This window comes from Nitrospira sp. (assembly GCA_016873435.1).
Taxonomy (GTDB): domain Bacteria; phylum Nitrospirota; class Nitrospiria; order Nitrospirales; family Nitrospiraceae; genus VGXF01.
Genome location: VGXF01000013.1, coordinates 1 through 16,431 on the forward strand (window position 1 = coordinate 1; position 16,431 = coordinate 16,431).

General features: G+C 61.0%; 18 protein-coding genes and 1 tRNA gene. 12 read left to right on the plus strand and 7 right to left on the minus strand.

Features of this window, described 5'->3' with window-relative positions; translation table 11 throughout:
- The 5 genes from FJ248_07670 to FJ248_07690 all read left to right on the plus strand — a co-directional run.
- A partial coding sequence (locus FJ248_07670) for an XRE family transcriptional regulator (GenBank protein MBM4120758.1) occupies positions 1–900 on the plus strand: 900 nt, incomplete at its 5' end.
- On the plus strand, positions 897–1,940 hold the full coding sequence (locus tag FJ248_07675) for a hypothetical protein (protein ID MBM4120759.1): 1,044 nt from the start codon (positions 897–899) through the stop codon (positions 1,938–1,940). The genes FJ248_07670 and FJ248_07675, both read left to right, overlap by 4 nt.
- 11 nt (positions 1,941–1,951) lie before the next feature.
- Entirely contained in the window at positions 1,952–2,728 is a 777-nt protein-coding gene (gene modA / locus FJ248_07680) for a molybdate ABC transporter substrate-binding protein (protein ID MBM4120760.1), read from the plus strand.
- Positions 2,725–3,399: a molybdate ABC transporter permease subunit gene (gene modB / locus FJ248_07685; GenBank protein ID MBM4120761.1), complete on the plus strand. Its 675-nt coding sequence runs from the start codon at positions 2,725–2,727 to the stop codon at positions 3,397–3,399. Before modA ends, modB begins: the two co-directional genes overlap by 4 nt.
- Entirely contained in the window at positions 3,384–4,496 is a 1,113-nt protein-coding gene (locus FJ248_07690) for an ABC transporter ATP-binding protein (GenBank protein MBM4120762.1), read from the plus strand. Before modB ends, FJ248_07690 begins: the two co-directional genes overlap by 16 nt.
- Here the strand turns inward: FJ248_07690 and FJ248_07695 are convergent.
- The 7 genes from FJ248_07695 to FJ248_07725 all read right to left on the minus strand — a co-directional run bounded on the left by FJ248_07695 (position 4,486) and on the right by FJ248_07725 (position 8,523).
- Positions 4,486–5,535 carry a hypothetical protein gene (locus tag FJ248_07695; protein ID MBM4120763.1) on the minus strand — a complete coding sequence of 350 codons (1,050 nt, stop codon included), beginning with the start codon at positions 5,533–5,535 and terminating at the stop codon, positions 4,486–4,488. The genes FJ248_07690 and FJ248_07695 overlap by 11 nt on opposite strands.
- A 93-nt stretch (positions 5,536–5,628) precedes the next feature.
- Positions 5,629–5,704 (minus strand) — tRNA-Met (locus tag FJ248_07700).
- Between the two features lie 67 nt (positions 5,705–5,771).
- Positions 5,772–6,158, minus strand: a complete 387-nt coding sequence (locus tag FJ248_07705; GenBank protein MBM4120764.1) for a hypothetical protein — start codon at positions 6,156–6,158, stop codon at positions 5,772–5,774.
- Positions 6,159–6,204: 46 nt separating this feature from the next.
- Positions 6,205–7,296, minus strand: coding sequence for a hypothetical protein (locus tag FJ248_07710; protein ID MBM4120765.1), 1,092 nt, complete (start codon positions 7,294–7,296; stop codon positions 6,205–6,207).
- A gap of 14 nt (positions 7,297–7,310) precedes the next feature.
- On the minus strand, positions 7,311–7,529 hold the full coding sequence (locus FJ248_07715; GenBank protein MBM4120766.1) for a hypothetical protein: 219 nt from the start codon (positions 7,527–7,529) through the stop codon (positions 7,311–7,313).
- Positions 7,530–7,537: 8 nt separating this feature from the next.
- Positions 7,538–7,780 carry a hypothetical protein gene (locus tag FJ248_07720; protein ID MBM4120767.1) on the minus strand — a complete coding sequence of 81 codons (243 nt, stop codon included), beginning with the start codon at positions 7,778–7,780 and terminating at the stop codon, positions 7,538–7,540.
- A 35-nt stretch (positions 7,781–7,815) separates the two neighbouring features.
- Positions 7,816–8,523: a chlorite dismutase family protein gene (locus tag FJ248_07725; protein ID MBM4120768.1), complete on the minus strand. Its 708-nt coding sequence runs from the start codon at positions 8,521–8,523 to the stop codon at positions 7,816–7,818.
- A gap of 136 nt (positions 8,524–8,659) precedes the next feature.
- Here FJ248_07725 and FJ248_07730 point away from each other — a divergent pair, with 136 nt between their 5' ends.
- The 7 genes from FJ248_07730 (at position 8,660) to mltG (ending at position 16,355) form a co-directional block, all read left to right on the plus strand.
- On the plus strand, positions 8,660–9,946 hold the full coding sequence (locus tag FJ248_07730) for a competence/damage-inducible protein A (protein ID MBM4120769.1): 1,287 nt from the start codon (positions 8,660–8,662) through the stop codon (positions 9,944–9,946).
- A gap of 66 nt (positions 9,947–10,012) precedes the next feature.
- Positions 10,013–10,606 (plus strand): RNA 2',3'-cyclic phosphodiesterase, encoded by a 594-nt coding sequence (thpR, locus tag FJ248_07735; GenBank protein MBM4120770.1) that lies wholly within the window; start codon positions 10,013–10,015, stop codon positions 10,604–10,606.
- Between the two features lie 57 nt (positions 10,607–10,663).
- Positions 10,664–11,743, plus strand: coding sequence for a recombinase RecA (recA, locus tag FJ248_07740; GenBank protein MBM4120771.1), 1,080 nt, complete (start codon positions 10,664–10,666; stop codon positions 11,741–11,743).
- A gap of 22 nt (positions 11,744–11,765) precedes the next feature.
- Positions 11,766–12,224, plus strand: a complete 459-nt coding sequence (locus tag FJ248_07745; GenBank protein MBM4120772.1) for a hypothetical protein — start codon at positions 11,766–11,768, stop codon at positions 12,222–12,224.
- Complete coding sequence (gene alaS, locus FJ248_07750) at positions 12,221–14,851, plus strand: alanine--tRNA ligase (protein MBM4120773.1); 2,631 nt, start codon at positions 12,221–12,223, stop codon at positions 14,849–14,851. Before FJ248_07745 ends, alaS begins: the two co-directional genes overlap by 4 nt.
- A 2-nt stretch (positions 14,852–14,853) precedes the next feature.
- Positions 14,854–15,315, plus strand: a complete 462-nt coding sequence (ruvX, locus tag FJ248_07755; protein MBM4120774.1) for a Holliday junction resolvase RuvX — start codon at positions 14,854–14,856, stop codon at positions 15,313–15,315.
- The gene (gene mltG, locus FJ248_07760) at positions 15,312–16,355 is read left to right on the plus strand and encodes an endolytic transglycosylase MltG (protein ID MBM4120775.1); all 1,044 of its coding nucleotides are present in this window, start codon (positions 15,312–15,314) and stop codon (positions 16,353–16,355) included. Before ruvX ends, mltG begins: the two co-directional genes overlap by 4 nt.
- The last annotated feature ends 76 nt before the right edge of the window (positions 16,356–16,431 follow it).

Consider the following 16,431-nt stretch of genomic DNA (forward strand, 5'->3'; position numbering starts at 1 on the left):
TCGGGGCGTGTCCGTGTCAAGGTGGCCCGGATCGGGAATCGCACGGTGGTCCGTCCAGTGGCGGAACTGGGCGACGTGTTGAATTTTACGGTCTCTGCGGACGGACTGATGGTGAAACCGCCGGCCGGCGTGTCCAAAGCACGCAGTGCAAGCGGCAAGGTCACGGTACAACTGCTGCGGGACCGCCGGGCCGTGGAAAACGAAATCGCGGTGGCCGGCTGCGACCCGTCGATTTTTCTGGTTGGGGAGCATCTACGAAAACGTCAGGAGCAGGCGACCCTCGTGGGATGGACAATGGGCAGTGCGGCGGCAGTGGAGGCGCTGCTGCGGCACGAGGTGCACATCGCTGGCGTGCATGTCGTGGATGCGAAATCAGGCGAGAGCAATCTGCCGTACCTGCGCCAGCATCTCAACAAAAAAGACTACACGGTCGTGACCTTCGCCACCTGGGAACAGGGGCTGCTGGTGCGACATGGCAATCCCAAGCGCATCCGGCGCGTAACCGAGCTGGCCCGCAAGCAGGTGACGCTCGTCAATCGCGAAGAGGGATCCGGTGCACGCCTGCTCCTCGATCGTCAACTAGTAGCCGCGGGTGTGAAGTCTGCGCAGGTCAGGGGCTATGCCGCATTAGCCGGTTCGCATCTGGAAGTCGCGCGGACGGTTGCCGAGGGGCGCGCCGATGTGGGCATCGGGGTGCGATCGGCGGCGACACCGTTTGGACTCGAGTTCATTCCCTTGCAGGAGGAGCGGTATGACCTGGTCATGCCGACGGCCTATCTATCAGCGCATCGTGGGCTGGCGGTGCTACTGGATGCGATCGTGAGCCGGCCGTTTCGGACGGAAATCGAAGCGCTGGGGGGATACGGCACGCGGGACACGGGAAAGATTCAGGCGCTGTGACGGGGTGGCAGAGCATCACTGGTGCCGTGGTTAGTGTGTGCCTGCTCTCGCTAGCACCGGCCAGCGCGTTTGAGTGGACGCCAACCGATGAGGAGATCCGAAAGTATCGCTCGAGTTGGAATCCACTTTCAGAGGGGCCACTGTTGATTCAATCCGTGGATATCCATCCAAAGGGGCAGTTGTCCATACGGCCCTTTCTGTTTTCCCAGATCAGCGAAAAACAATACGGAAACAAGCTGTCGCTCCCGGACAACCGGACGAGCGGGACGGCGCATACTTATTCGGTGTCGCCGCTGGCGGTGTTGACCTATGGCGTGTCGGATCACTTTGAAGTAGGAGTGGCCACATCGCTACAAAGCTTCTGGACCAAGGATTCGTCTGCGTTCAACCAGGGGCGGGGTGGCCCGTGGAACACGGACACCGGGATGGGCGATTTTTCAGTGCAGATGAAGTATCGGCCGCTCGTGCAGGATCCGGACACTTCGCGCCCATCGATCACGCTCTACCAGCAGCTCGTGCTCCCGACCAGCCGGTGGGTGACCGGCACGGAACGTCCGCCGGGCGGCTTTGCACCTTTGGGGCGCCTGCCGGCCACGCGTTTTGGCGAGTTAAGTCTGACGGAAGGAGTGACCTTCCGAAAAAACGTCCGCCCATTTCGTGTGAGCGGAGGCGTGTTTTACAGTTACGCCACACCGGGGAGCGACGCCGGGCAGACGACTTATGTCGGTGACACGATCAATACGCGCCTATCATTCGAACATTTCCTCGACGACGAAAAAGGCTTTGCCTACAACCTTGAATTCACCACTGTGCATACCGCCACCTGGCGAGCTGACGGGCATACCGTGAACAAGGGATCGCTGCATGGTTCAACGGTCATTGGTATCGAGCCAGCCATTCAGTGGCGGCTGTCCGACTCGTGGGTGGCCGCGGCCGGGGTGCTTGTGACGGTTGCCGGACAAAACACGGCCGATGCTATCTACCCGAATTTCGCCTTCCGGTGGTTCTGGAATCAGGGCAACAAAGCCATCATGCCCTAGCGGGGTTCCGTATGAAGTCGCTCATAGCCAGTATCGTGTGTGCCGTGGCCTGCTGGACCGGATCGGCCCAGGCGGGTGAAATCACCGTGGCGGCGGCGGCTGACTTGAGTTTCGCCTTGAAGGAGGCGGCGGCCGTCTTTGAGCGGCAGAGCGGGATACACGTAAAACTCTCACTGGGCTCGTCGGGCAATTTTTATTCGCAGATTCAGAATGGCGCCCCTTTCGATCTGTTTTTGTCCGCCGACGTCCGCTATCCGCAGATGCTGGCGGAGGGAGGCTTGACGCTGCCGGGCACGCTGCATCGCTATGCGATCGGGCGGCTGGTTCTCTGGGTGCCGCATCGCACGGGGCTGCCGTCTCCGGAGGGGGGGCTACCGATTCTGACGGATAGCGCGATTCGAAAGATCGCTATTGCCAATCCCAAGCACGCGCCCTACGGGCGCGCGGTGGTGGAGGCGTTGCAACACGAAGGACTCTACGAGGCGGTGAAAGATAAGCTGGTACTGGGTGAAAACATTTCGCAAGCAGCGCAGTTTGTGCATTCCGGCGCAGCCGATGTGGGCTTGATCGCACTGTCATTGGCCATGGCCCCGGCGATGCAGCGTGCCGGCCGGTATTGGGAAGTTCCGCAGACAGCCCATGCGACTCTCGAGCAGGGGGCGGTGGTGCTCAAGAATGGGGCAAATCGGGATGGCGCCCAGGCGTTGCTCGCCTTTCTCAAGAGTCCGGACGGCCAGGCGATTTTTCGTCGCTACGGATTTATCGTCCCGGGTGCGGCCAAGCCATGAACTGGATTGCTATTGGAGTGACATTCAAGCTGGCAACGCTGACGGCCTGCGCCCTCGTTGTGTTGGGCCTTCCGATCGCCTATTGGGTCAGCTTCTCGCGCTGGCGATGGAAATTTCTGGTCGAGTCAGTAGTGGCGCTTCCGTTGGTGCTACCGCCAACGGTGCTGGGGTTTTACATTCTCGTTGCCATTGGGCCCGACAGCCCGTTCGGGCGCCTGTATGCGAATCTGGCCGGCCATCCGCTGCCGTTCACCTTCGAGGGGCTGCTGATCGCGTCCATTCTCTATAGCTTGCCGTTTGCCGTGCAGCCCTTCGCGGCCGCTTTCGATCAGGTGGATCGCCGTCTGATCGAGGCCTCCTGGACACTGGGCGCATCGCGGCTGCGGACCTTCGTCGAGCTCATTCTTCCGATGTCAGCGGCCGGAGTGGTCACGGGCGTCGTGCTGAGTTTCGCGCATACGCTGGGGGAGTTCGGCGTCGTGCTCATGGTCGGCGGCAACATCGAGGGTGTGACGCGGACGGTCTCCATCGACATTTATGACGAAGTCCAGGCCTTGAATTATGCCGGCGCAGCACAGACCGCGGTGTTTCTGCTGGTCGTGTCCTATGGCATTCTCCTGTCCGTGTACGCCATGAACCGGAAAGTGGGAGCGGTATGGCCGCAGAAATGACGGTGGACATTCGGAAGTGCTTCCCCGGGCGCTTGACGCTCGACGTGCAGCTTGTGCTCCCCGTGGCACCGCCGTCGGTGCTCATTCTCTTCGGCCCGTCGGGATCCGGCAAGACGACCATCTTACGCTGCCTGGCCGGGCTGGAGCGGCCGGACCACGGGCACATTCACTTCAACGGGGAGACGTGGTTTGACGGGCGGGCCGGAGTGCACACGACGCCGCAGGCGCGGTGCTTGGGGTGCATGTTTCAGGACTACGCGCTGTTTCCAGGCAAAACTGTTGCGGAGAATGTGGCCTATGGGCTGGCGGATTTGCCAGCGGGCGAACGAGCCAAGCGGGTAAAGGAGACGCTAGAGCTGTTGAAGGTGCAGAGTATGGAAGCCTTGAAGCCAGCGCAGTTGTCGGGCGGTCAGCAGCAGCGAGTCGCGCTGGCGCGGGCCATCGCGCGTCGTCCGCACCTGCTCTTATTGGATGAGCCCCTCTCAGCGCTGGATGCGCCAACACGCGCGCGGGTGCAGGGCGAACTGCGGCATCTCTTAAAACAACTGGCCATCCCGTCGGTCGTCGTCACGCACGATTGGGGCGAAGCGCTGGCCTTGGGCGATCGGATGGTCGTGATCGGTGACGGGCAGATGCTCCAGGCCGGCACGCCGCAAGAGATCTTCAATCGGCCTAAGGACGCAGAGGTGGTGCGCATCGTCGGAATCGAAACTGCGCTGGAGGGGCGCGTACGTGAGTCGCGGGATGGACTTGCCACAGTGGATGTGGCCGGTGTCACGCTGCATGCACTGGCGGAAGTCAGTGTCGGTCCCGACGTGTTCGTGTGTATTCGCGCGGAGGACGTGGTGCTGGCTTGTGACGGCGGCGGGACCACCAGTGCGCGAAATCAACTGCGGGGGCGCGTGACGGAGATTGCGTCCATGGGGGCGCTGGTCCGGGTCAGTGTGGACTGCGGATTTCCGTTGTCGGCGGTCGTGACCCGAGCAGCCGTGGATGATTTGGGTTTAGCGCAGGGACTGTCAGTGACGGCTTCGATGAAAGCGGGTGCCGTGCATCTGGTACCACGGCGCGATGCGCCCGCGCCAACTACCGCATGATAACTTTCTTGCCCTGATTCCAGTACCACTGGATAGCAAAATTCGGGTAGATGGCGTCAGCAACATTCTGGCCAGCCGTGGTGAACAACACGCCGGCGCCCATCACGATGGAATCTGAAAAACGCCATTGAATTGCCGGCTCAATGCCAACGACGGTCGATCCGCCCGGGGCGCCGCGATTGATGGAGTGGCCATCTGCTCGCCAGGTGGCGGTGTGGACGGTGGCGAGTTCGATATTCACCGCCAGACCTTCCTTGTCGTCGAGGAAGTGCTCGTAGGTCAGCCGGGTATTAATGATATCGCCGACGTAGGTCGTCTGTCCGGCGTCGCTGCCGGGGGCCGAAAAGGTGTAATAGATCCCCCCGCTGATCCGGTAAGGCTGGTTATTTTTGCGAAAGGTCAGCCCTTCGGTGAATGCCAGTTCCCCGAATCGCGTTGCGGGCAGCCGTCCCAGTGGCGCAAGTCCTCCGGGTGGACGTTCCGTGCCGGTTACCCACCGTCCAGTCGGTAGTACCAGTTGATTGTAGTTGGTGAAGGATGGCCGCGCGCTGTCCGGGTCCTGTACGACCGGTCGGTACTTCAGGATGATTGACAGATCGCCCAATCCCGTATTGGTCGTCAGTGGGCCGCCCTGGCCGGTGGTGACCCCCTGCGAGTCCCTGGCCCAGAAGGTGTTCCAGGATGTGGCGGCGCCCAGTTCCACATGATCGGTGAGGCCGTAGGTGGTGGTCACCAGTGGGGAGATGGCATACAAATGTGACGAGCCATTCTTGCGGTTACCGGGGGCCGACAGCGTATTGCCGTAACTGTGCTCGCTGATCTGTGAAAACACGAACGGGCGGACCGAGAGCTGACCTTTCGGGTGAATATCCACAGATTGAATCAGTAGGGGCCCTTCCGAAAAGGGATTCCAGCTTCGGCGGTAGTGCTGAATCTCCTCGTCGGACGGCGTCCAGTCGAAGGCCGACGCCGGTGTCCCCGTGGCCAGCGCAAGCGAGAGAAGCGCGGCAGCGAGTGCGGTGTACCAGCAGGATTTCATAATGTTAGTGTTATACATAAAATTAAGCAATATTGTCAACTATTGATCGTCACTGTGTTTGAAGCGATGCGCGGATAGGGCGTTGACGTGATTTGGTGGCGGTGACCCGGATCGAACGGGTGACCCGCGGCTTATGAGTCCGCTGCTCTACCAACTGAGCTACACCGCCACGCACGTCGTTGTACCAAGCAGGATTGCGGCGCGTCAAGTAAGGGGGGCGCAGGAAATGAACGGGGTCAGCCAACGAGATCGGGAGTCAGTTTTGAGAGCGGGCGGACGGCCTCAGCTTTGATTTCATTGAGGACGGTCGATCGGCCCCCCTGCCGCTGGCGGCTGAAGATGCCTTCCACGATCACTTGCTCCCCCTCGCGCACAAGTGCCCTCCCCAGGCCGGTGACCTTTATACTGCCGTGGGCGGATTTCAGGAGAAAACCATACGCCGACTCGCCTTCGCGATTACTAGCGGTCTGAATCCCAGTCACTTGGCCCGTGACGCGGACGGCCTGTTTATCGTACTGATCGGGATGGGCGAGGAGTTCCGTCATCTCTAGCAGGGTGACGGCCTGGAGAGATGCGGCCAGCAACAGACTGACCAGAACCGTGCTGAGCCTCAGGAGTCGCATGCGACTAGTGTGGGTATCTACCGATGGCTTTGCGCGAAGGGGGGGGTCAGCGTATGTTCTCGCCCTTCATGCTTCGGAGAATGTGTTCCTGCCAGTCGTCGATTTGCCTTGGCTGCGTGGCAACGCCCGCGTCTGGTTGTGCCACTGAGGGCGGGGCAGCGCGCTGGAGTAGGGCCTGGTTGAGGGCGTCGGGGTCCATGTCGCGTTCAGACTGGATGACAAGCAGCCGCTGCAAGGCAAACAGCGACAGCGAGATGTTCAGCCAGGCGCGGCTTTCTAAATCCTCCGCAATAGTCTTAAGCGCGAAGGTCTGTAAATTGGTGGTCAATCCCGCTTCGGTCTTGTCCATGCCGTCGTAGGGCGCCACGGAGCGCTCCACCGGACGCGAGGCCAATACGGCAAGAGTTTTCTTCCAGAGATCTAAAGACGGCTCAGCTGTGGCCTGTAGTGCCGTCTGCGCGCCCTGCAGATACTGATGGAGAAATTTTGCTTTCCGCGCCACCAGCGTGCCGGCCGGAATCCCCCAGACATGTCCCAGCTCATGGTCCTGGAGCGGAGCGTGACAGGCGATGGCATAGTCCCGCTGAACGGAGTCGAGTCGCTTACGTTCACGATCGAGCTTCCGCAAATCCGTCTGGTATACGATGCCCAAGCGCTTCCGGCGGTAGTCCTCGTCGGAAATCTCGCCCTTGTCCCAGTGCCGGTCCAGTTCGCGGAGGGCCGGCTTGGGGAGCGCCGCGCGCGCTTGAGCCTTCAGCGCGGCGATCTCATCGGCGGTCAGCTTGAACGTGTCCTTGAGCAAACGCTCCGTCTGTGCGCAGAGGGCCTCGCCATAAGTGATCTGCTTCCGAAGACATTCGCTCTGCAGCCAGAGTTGCTCACGCTTGCGGCGCGTCTGGTTGCGATATTGTGCCACGCGATTCGTGATGGTCACGATGGTTTCTTTCGCCACGACCTGTACGAGCGGCTTGGCACCTGAGACGAAGCGCGGGTCGGGCCGATCAGCGGCGATATAGTCAATGTCCTCCTGCGAAATGTCTAGATACTGGATCAGCAGGAGACGGAGCATGATCCGACCCTGAATGGGGAGAGCATTGATCGTGGATTCGATGATCTCGGACGTGAGCGTGATGGCCATGGTCAAAACAGGAATCAGGCCTGGGTGCGACTGGCTGCCTGTGATTCCAGATAGGTCGCGACGTATTCGCGGACCTGTTGAACGGTCCCGCTGATGTAGAGGTCAGTGGGAATTTCCACGCGAGTCAGCTTCGTGGGGTCAGCACCGCGTTCCGCCGCGTAGGCTTCGTCAATATACAGGGTGACGCTGCCATCCTTGTGCCGAAAGGCATAGAGGTAGTTTTTTTCTTCCATTGGAGGAGTCAGGCTTTCCCCGCGGTGCGTTTGGTCCGTCGGGATAGCAGGCGTGGCACAACGCGGCCGGCTCGTGGGGTGGTGTCCTCAACGTCATCGTTCGGAAGGTTCGGCGGCGCCGAGGTGCGGTTCTGGACGATCAACGGGTCAAGTCGGAAACCGCACTGGATGCAGCGCCAGCCCTGGAAACGTCCGCTCTGCTCGCGGATGTCTTCCTTGATGAGGAGGCCGGTGCACCTGGGGCATTTCATGACAACGGCCTTTTTGTGGCGCCCCCGAGCACGATTTACCCGCCCAGCGTGTCGAGAACTTCCTTGACGCTCTTGTGAATGCAGGTGAAGATCGGCGTGTCGCGGAGGGTGTACCGGCTACCTTCCGTCTCCCGCAGCGCCAGGACGAGATCCAGAAAATCCTCCGGCTTGTCGCTTTCGAACGCCACGACCCATTCCTGATCGTCGAGGCCGAACGAGTACGTCGTATTTAGCTTAACGGATGGGAAGCGGTGGCCGATCTCGATATGCTCGTCCATCATGCCCTGTCGGGCTGCTTTGGTAAGGAGGAACCATTCGCGCGTCTTCAGGAACGGATAGACGAAAATGTATTTGCTCTTGCCCGGGATGATTGTGAGCCGCTTGCTTTCCTGTCCCTCATGCGTGTGATGGTCCACATAGATGGACCGCTTGGTCATCGAGAGATAGGAATAGGGTGCGGTCAGATACTTGCCGAGGCCGGTGGCCAGCAGGCGGCTGGCCATTTCCTGGAACAACTCCAGCTCGTAGCTGATGCGCCACAGCATGATATCGCAATCCCCGCGGATTCCAACCGTGGTGTAGGGGATGACCATGACCTTCCCGCTGTATTCTTCCACCACGCGAATGAATTCCTGCTTGCCGCGGGTGCGTTCGTCTTCAGGAAGCCGCCGCCAGGCCGGGTCCACTTTATAGAAGAGGAAGTTGACGTATTGCCGTTTTTGTGGGGTTTGTTCGCCGCCCATGGGACTCCTCCTGACAACTTAAGACAGCATAAGAACGAAACTTTTTATCACTAGCTTGGAGAGGTTGTCAACCAGCGGACCTAAGGCGTTGACAGGGGTGGGGCGATCTGATATCGGCTCTGATTGCGGAGTAGGCATGGCATTACGGAAAGCGGAAATCGTCGCCATCGGGTCCGAACTGCTGCTGGGCGGTCGGCTGGATACCAATTCGTTGTTTCTAACGGACGAACTGGCCTCGCTGGGCGTCGAAGTGCGCTGGAAAACCGCGGTGGGTGATGACGAAAAGGATATTGCCGATGTCATCACCGTGGCCGCGCAGCGCGCGGCTGTTGTGGTGATCACCGGCGGGCTCGGTCCGACCGTAGACGACAAGACGCGGGAGGCGCTTGCCGATGTGATGCACCGGCCGCTGCGTCGCGATGCGGTCGCGTTCAAGAGCATGACGCAGTGGCTCGCAGCCTCGGGGCGCACGCCCACGGCGTCGCAGATGCGCCAGGCCCTGATTCCAACAGGGGCCACGGTACTGACCAATTCGGTCGGGTCGGCTCCGGGGTTCTATGTCAAATGGAAGGGGGCGCTGCTGATCGCGCTCCCAGGCGTACCGGCGGAAGCAAGGGAAATGTTTGCGAAGGAAGCAGGGCCCATAATCGCAGCGCGGCGCTCATCCGGTCCGAAAGACCGCATAGAGCGCCGTGCGTTGCAGACCTACGGTATTCTTGAAGCCGATCTGGACGACCGGCTGCACAGTGCCGTGCCTATCCGGCACGGCATCCGGCTCGGCCTGCTGGCGTCGCCGCTTGGTGTGACGATCACGCTCACGGCCTGCGGAGGAGCCTCGACCGGTGCAGTGCTGGAGCAGGCTGTTCACGCGATCCGCAAGGAACTGGGCGGGCTGATTTATGCCGAGGGGGCGGAGACGATGGAGGATGTCGTCGGGCGGATGCTCGCGGCGCGCAAGATGACGATTGCGATTGCGGAATCCTGCACGGGGGGCTTGATCGGCCATCGGCTCACACAGGTGGCCGGCAGCTCGGCTTATCTGGATCGGTCGCTGGTGTGCTACAGCAATCAAGCCAAGCTGGATCTGCTCGATGTGCCGAAGGCTATTTTAACGCGCCACGGTGCCGTCAGCTCAGAAGTGGCCGCCGCCATGGCTAAGGGCGTGCGTGAGCGCAGCGGCGTCGGGGTCGGACTCAGCGTAACGGGCATTGCTGGTCCCGGCGGCGCCACGTCACTCAAACCGGTTGGGCTGGTGTATGTCGGGCTCGATGCGGGCGGTGCCGGTGTGTTGGCCAAGGAGTTTCGGTTCCACGGTCCGCGTGATGTGATCAAGCTGCGCGCGGCGCAGGCGGCGTTGAATTTATTGCGACAGTGGTTGCCGGTGGCACAGGTAGGGGCGTTCAGTATGAAGCAGGAAGCATGACGCAAGGGGGAGTCCTGCTTCGCGTGTCTTTACGCCCGACGAGATACGCTCCGCGAGATGTGAAAAATGAGTCGGGCGTTTATCGCGATTGAATTACCAGATGAGTTGTGTCGTGCGCTCGCGATCGTTCAAGCGCATGCCAGGGGGCAGCTGGCCTCTGCGATCAATCCCACCGTGAAAGTGCAATGGGTCAGGCCGGAGTCTATGCACCTGACGCTGAAATTTCTCGGCGATATTAAGGAGGTGCAGGTGCCCATGATCGGAGAAGCGCTTGAACGTGTTGCGCGCGAGCAGGCATCGTTCGAGGTGGACGCCAGCGGCGCCGGCGTGTTTCCGGATGCCCGCGCACCGCGTGTGGTCTGGGTCGGACTCAAGGGGGCCGTGGATCGACTGGCACAACTGGCTGCGGCCATCGAGTCCGCGCTAACGCCGCTGGGATTTCCATCCAACAGCACACCCTTTGCGCCACATCTGACCGTAGCTCGCGTGAAGGAAGGGCAGCGGGATCTTGGCCGGGCCCTGGCCGCCAGTAAGTTTCTCGAGCAGGTGGCACGAGTGGGACCCTTGCTGGTCCGCTCCATTGCACTTATGCGAAGCGAGTTGAATCCTGCCGGCTCAGTCTATACGCGCCTGCGCGAGGCCACGCTGAAAGAGGCGTAGCGCCCATGCAGCCAGTTCAGTATAATGGCCGCCTGATCATATTTATGGGAGACACCCATGCCTGAAAAAGACGAGAAGAAAAAGGCGCTGGATCTGGCGCTCTCGCAGATCGAAAAACAGTATGGCAAAGGCGCGATCATGCGGCTGGGCACGTCCGAGGCGTCGGCCAACGTGCCGGCGATTTCAACCGGGTCGCTTGGTTTGGATCTGGCGCTGGGTATCGGTGGTCTGCCACGCGGCCGCGTGGTGGAGATTTTCGGTCCGGAAGCCTCTGGCAAGACGACGCTGACACTGCACGCGACGGCGGAAGTGCAGAAAGCCGGCGGGACGGCGGCCTTCGTGGATGCGGAACATGCGCTCGACCTCGTCTATGCCAAGAAGCTGGGCGTCAATTCAGACGATCTGCTGGTTTCGCAGCCGGACACGGGCGAGCAGGCGCTGGAGATCACCGAAACACTCGTGCGCAGCGGCGCAATCGATCTGGTCGTGGTGGACTCGGTCGCCGCACTGGTGCCGCGGGCTGAAATTGAAGGCGAGATGGGCGACGCCCACATGGGGCTTCAGGCACGGCTCATGTCGCAGGCGCTTCGTAAGCTGACGGCCGCGATCGCCAAGTCGAACACAACGGTCATCTTTATTAACCAGATTCGCATGAAACTCGGCGTCATGTTTGGCAATCCGGAAACGACGACCGGCGGTAACGCGTTGAAGTTCTATTCGTCCGTTCGGCTGGATATCCGCCGCATCGAGTCCATTAAGGACGGCAATGACGTGGTCGGTAACCGCGTCCGCGTCAAAATCGTGAAGAACAAGATGGCGCCGCCGTTCAAGCAAGCTGAATTTGACATTCTGTTTGCCAAGGGCATTTCGAAGGTCGGCGAGCTGGTGGATCTGGGCGTGGACCGCAAGGTGCTGGACAAGTCTGGCGCCTGGTACTCCTATAAGGGAGAGCGGATTGGGCAGGGACGTGAGGCGGTGCGCGATCTCTTCGACACGAATCAGGCGCTAGCGACGGAAGTAGAAGCGAAGCTGCGCGAATTGGCCGGCGTGCCGGGGCAGGTCGCCGCCAAGCGCGCTGAGGAAAAGGCGCCCGAGCCGCGCGAGGGCAAGAAAGCACACGCAGGGCGAGGATCTTGACGCAACGGACGGGCGCCGGCGCGTGTCTGAATCACGGCAGGATCGATTTGAGCGGGCTGCGCTGCGCTATCTGGGTGCGCACGATCGAACCGAAGCCCAGATGTCTGCCTACTTGACCCGTCGCGGCGCCCCGCCAGCACGTATCCGTGAACTTCTTGCCCAGTTTCGGTCGCGCGGCTACCTCAACGACCGGACGTATGCCCTGCGGTGGGCGCAGGGGCGGCTGGCGCGGCGCCCACTGGGGCCGGCGCGGTTGGAGGCGGAATTGGAATCCAAAGGGTTTCTGCAGGCGGCCGTTGCCGACGCGGTTAGGACGGTCTATAAGGAAACCTCACCGCGCGAGGTGGCCACACGGGCTCTGCGGCAGCGCGAGCAGCGGGGCACGCCGCTGACGCTTGCGCGCAAGGCCGGTCTGCTCCGGCAAGCCGGATTCGATGAAGAATTGATCGACGAACTGCTCGGGTTGGACGACGACCGATGAGTAAGAACGCCGCCTCGCTGCGCCAGGGCTTTATCACGTATTTCGAGGGCCACGGACATCAGCCCGTGCCCAGTTCGCCGCTGATCCCGCAGGCGGACCCCACCATCCTGTTCACCAACGCGGGGATGAACCAGTTTAAGCGCGTCTTCCTCGGCGAAGAGAGTCGGCCCTACAAGCGGGCGGTCACGGCGCAAAAGTGTGTCCGCGCCGGCGGCAAGCACAACGATCTTGAAAATGTCGGCTACACGCGGCGGCATCATACCTTCTTTGAAATGCTTGGCAATTTTTCCTTCGGTGACTATTTCAAATCCGAGGCGATCTTTTATGGCTGGGACTATCTGACGAACACGGTCGGGTTGCCAAAAGATCGCATGTGGGTCACGGTCTTTCGCGAGGATGCCGAGGCCTTCAAGTGGTGGGAGAAAATCGGCGTGCCGACGGCGCGGATCGTCCGCTGTGGCGAGAAGGACAACTTCTGGCAGATGGCCGACACCGGTCCCTGCGGGCCCTGCTCAGAAATCCATTACGACCAGGGGCCCTCCGTCCCGGGCGACGACGTGCCGAACGGTGCGGGCGACCGCGTCATCGAAATCTGGAACCTGGTCTTCATGCAGTACAACCGAGACGCGAACGGAAAACTCCAGCCGCTGCCCAAGCCGAGCATTGATACGGGCATGGGATTGGAGCGGTTAGCGGCGGTGGCGCAGGGCGTCTACAGCAACTACGACAGTGATCTCTTCAAGCCGCTGCTTGCGGCGATCAGCCAGCGGACCCATCATCACTATGGTAAGGACGCCATGCACGATCGGTCCATGCGCGTGGTGGCTGATCATCTGCGCGCGATCACCTTCATGATCGCTGACGGAATTCTGCCGTCCAACGAGGGGCGTGGCTACGTGCTGCGCCGCATTCTGCGCCGCGCGGCGCGGCATGGCCGTCTCCTCGGCGTCTCCGAAGCCTTTTTGGGCGAGTTGACCGGTGCAGTCGTTGAGCAGATGAAGATGGCCTATCCCGAGCTGTCGAAGGCAACGGCAACGGTGACTGAGGTTACGAGCGGTGAAGAAGAACGGTTCATTGCCACGCTTGATCAGGGGCTGCCAATTCTGAACGAGATGGTGGCGAAGGCCAGGGGCTCATCGCAGAAAGTGCTGTCCGGGGATCGGGTGTTCAAGCTCTACGACACCTACGGCTTTCCGATGGACTTGATTGCTGAAGCCTGCCGCGAACAGGAAATCACACTCGATGAGGCCGGCTTCCAACGCGCGCTGGAGGATCAGCGGGAACGAGCGCGCAAATCGGCAGCTTTCGAAGTGGCAGCTGCGAAACCCGGTGTGACCGAACTCGGCAAGACAGTGAAAGCTGCGCAGTTCGTGGGCTACGACCACATGGAATCTGATGCGGTCGTTCAGGCGATATTGAAAGGCGATAAGGTTGTACGCGAGGCGGCACAGGGCGACGAGATCGAGCTGGTGCTGGACGTGACGCCGTTTTACGCTGAAGGCGGCGGGCAGGCGGGCGATCAAGGCCTACTCACCGGTTCAGAAGGCAGGATAGACGTCAAGGATACGACACGGCCGGCGCCGGCGGTGGTCGTGCACAAGGGCGTCGTGCTAGTCGGGCGGATCGCTGTGGGGCAAACGGTGCATGCCGCGGTGAACGCCACGACGCGAATGGATGCGGCGCGGAACCACACGGCCACGCATCTTGTCCATGCGGCGCTGCGCGAACTGCTCGGCCCGCACGTGAAGCAATACGGCTCGCTCGTGACGCCCAGCCGTCTTCGATTCGACTTTGCGCATTTCCGGCCGCTAACCGCCCGCGACATTGACGACATCGAAACCATGGTCAACGAGCAAATTCGCCGCAATCAAACGGTGCGCACCGATGTGATGGGGATTCAGGACGCGGTGCAAGCGGGCGCGCTGGCTTTTTTCGGTGACAAATATGGCAACGACGTACGTGTGGTCACGGTGGATACATTTAGCAAGGAACTCTGCGGCGGGACGCACTGCGCGCATACGGGCGAGATCGGCCTGTTCCGCCTCGTCTCGGAGACGGGCGTGGCGGCCGGTGTGCGACGTATTGAGTGCGTGACGGGCAGCGGGGCACTGATGCAGGTGCGGCAACTGGAGCGTGAGATGCGCGAGCTGTCCGAGTTGCTCAAGGCATCGCCGTCCGATCTCGCCGCAAAGACGAAAAAGCTGCTCCAGCAGTTGAAGGATACGGAGCGCGAGCTGGAGCAGGTAAAGCTCAAGATGGCTAGTGGCGCCAAGGACGAAGCCGACGTGCGCGAGGTGAAGGGCGTCACGGTCCATGTGCAGCGCGTGGATGGGATGGATGGCGGTGAGTTGCGAGCGCTCTCCGATCAGATTCGAGACAAATTGAAGAGCGGTGTGATTGCGCTGGGTGGTGTAAAAGATGACAAAGTGGCGCTCCTCGTGGTCGTGACGAAGGACCTGACGGCCATGCTGAAGGCCGGTGAATTGATCAAGGACATGGCGGCAGCGGTCGGTGGGACAGGCGGCGGCCGCCCTGAAATGGCGCAAGCGGGCGGCAAGCATCCGGAGGGGCTGCCCGTCGCGTTGGGCAAAGTCTTTGAGCTGGTGGCCCGAACTGCCGGCGCCTGACCATGTCCGGTAAGAGAATCCTGGCCCTCGATCCTGGGACCAAGCGCATCGGCGTCGCCTTGAGCGATGAGTTGGGCTGGACGGCCCAGCCCCTCGAAACCTACGAGCGAAAGACTCTGCCGGCCGATCTGGCGCACATTAAGGACTTAATCACGCGGCATGAGGTCAAGGCGGTGGTAGTGGGATTACCGGTACGGCTTGACGGCCAGATTGGACTGGCTGCGCAGCAAGTCCAAGAGTTCATCAAACGCTTGCAGGAAGTAATCGATCTACCTATTATTGCTTGGGACGAGAGGCTCACCACACGATCGGCGGAAGAGCTGCTCATTGCTGCCGATGTCAGCCGGAAGAAACGAAAAGGTGTCGTGGATCGCGTGGCTGCGGCGCTGCTCTTAAAAAGTTACCTCGAACATCTGTCCGCGCCGACACCCGGCGAGGACCTTCCTCCCGACGCCGACCGATGAGGCGATCACTCCAGCGCGGATTACTGGCCGGCCTGCTAGCGATCGGCGCCGTGATGGCCTACCTGGGCGCTCTGTGGCTGCTTGGACCCGTGATGTCTGTGGCCACTGGTGCGTCGGCGCCCGCGCCGGTCGTGGTTGAAATCACGGACGGCATGACGCTGCGCCATTTGGCGGCTAAGTTGGAGCGGGACCGGCTGATCCGGAGCGAGCTGGCGTTTGTGCTGCTGGCTAAGTTCACGGGAGCCGACCGGCACCTCAAGGCCGGCGAGTATGCGCTCCACGCTGGCATGCGGCCGCGCGACATTTTGAACGAGTTTCTGAGCGGTCGCGGCGTGCTCCATCAGATCACGATTCCGGAAGGCTACACTATCGTGGAAATGGCGCAGGTGGTTGCGCAAAAAAGCCTGGCCGATCCGGAGGAATTCATTCGCCTGACGCGCGACAAAGCGTTCATCCGTTCGCTCGAAATTGAGGCCGCCAGCCTGGAGGGCTATCTGTTCCCCAATACCTACAAGTTCGCGCGGCGCACCAAGCCGAAGGACATTCTCAAAGAGATGGTGGCGGGTCTTCGCACGGTGGTGACGCCGGAGTTAGCGCAGCGCACGCAGGAGATTCATATGAGCCTGCATCAAGTATTGACCCTGGCCTCCATTGTGGAAAAGGAGGCGGGGCTGGAGTCGGAGCGACCGCTGATCGCCTCAGTGTTTCATAATCGACTTGAGCGAGGGATTCCTCTCCAGAGCGATCCGACGGTCATCTACGGCTTAGAGCATTTTGATGGCAATATCCGGAAGCAGGATCTAGATTCTCCCAGCCCGTACAATACCTATCGTGTGCGCGGCCTGCCGCCCGGCCCGATTGCCAATCCGGGATTAGGCTCGATCAAGGCCGTGCTCTATCCGGCATCGACCACGAATCTGTATTTTGTATCGCGGAACGACGGGACGCATCAATTCTCGGCAACGCTTGCAGAGCACAACCGGGCAGTGGAAAAATATCAGCGGCGCAGAGGTGTCACATCCACCAAGCGATCGGCATAGGCACAGGCTGGGCGAGGGGTAGCAGGAATGTTAGTCGTCGTCCGTTATTCACAAAGCGGGATGCCAGTGTGCAAAA